The following is a 440-nucleotide window of genomic DNA, read 5'->3' on the forward strand; positions in this document are numbered from 1 at the left end:
GCTACGGTTGCGTCGGTAGGTACGTATCCCGCAGGTATCACCCTGGATCCCGCAACAGGCTCGATTAGCGTGGCCACGGGCACTGCTCCGGGTACCTATACGTTAGTCTACCAACTCTGTGTCAAACTCTCACCAGCTACCTGTGCTACAGCGCTGGCTATCGTCACGGTCTCACCCAGCGTGATCGCTGTAGACGACGCTGGTCTGGCTTCAGCGGGCGCGGGGGGCACCGCCATCCCAAACGTCGCTACCAACGATATTATTAATGGTGTGCCGGCTGTGCTGGGCCTCAACGCTGAGGTCTCACCGGTAGGCACGTACCCATCGGGCATCACGCTGAACACCAACACTGGGTCGATTAGTGTCGCCACAGGCACGGTGCCGGGCACCTATACGCTGGTCTACCAGATCTGCGATAAGCTGACGGCTCCCACCTGTGC

Annotated in this window: 1 protein-coding gene; it reads left to right on the forward strand. The window is 60.0% G+C overall.

All coding sequences use genetic code 11. The annotated features are described in order from the left end of the window. On the forward strand, positions 1-440 hold a 440-nt coding region (locus F7231_RS27095), incomplete at both ends, for a putative Ig domain-containing protein (RefSeq protein WP_208295707.1).

Source organism: Fibrivirga algicola (assembly GCF_011742925.1).
Taxonomy (GTDB): Bacteria; Bacteroidota; Bacteroidia; order Cytophagales; family Spirosomataceae; genus Fibrella; species Fibrella algicola.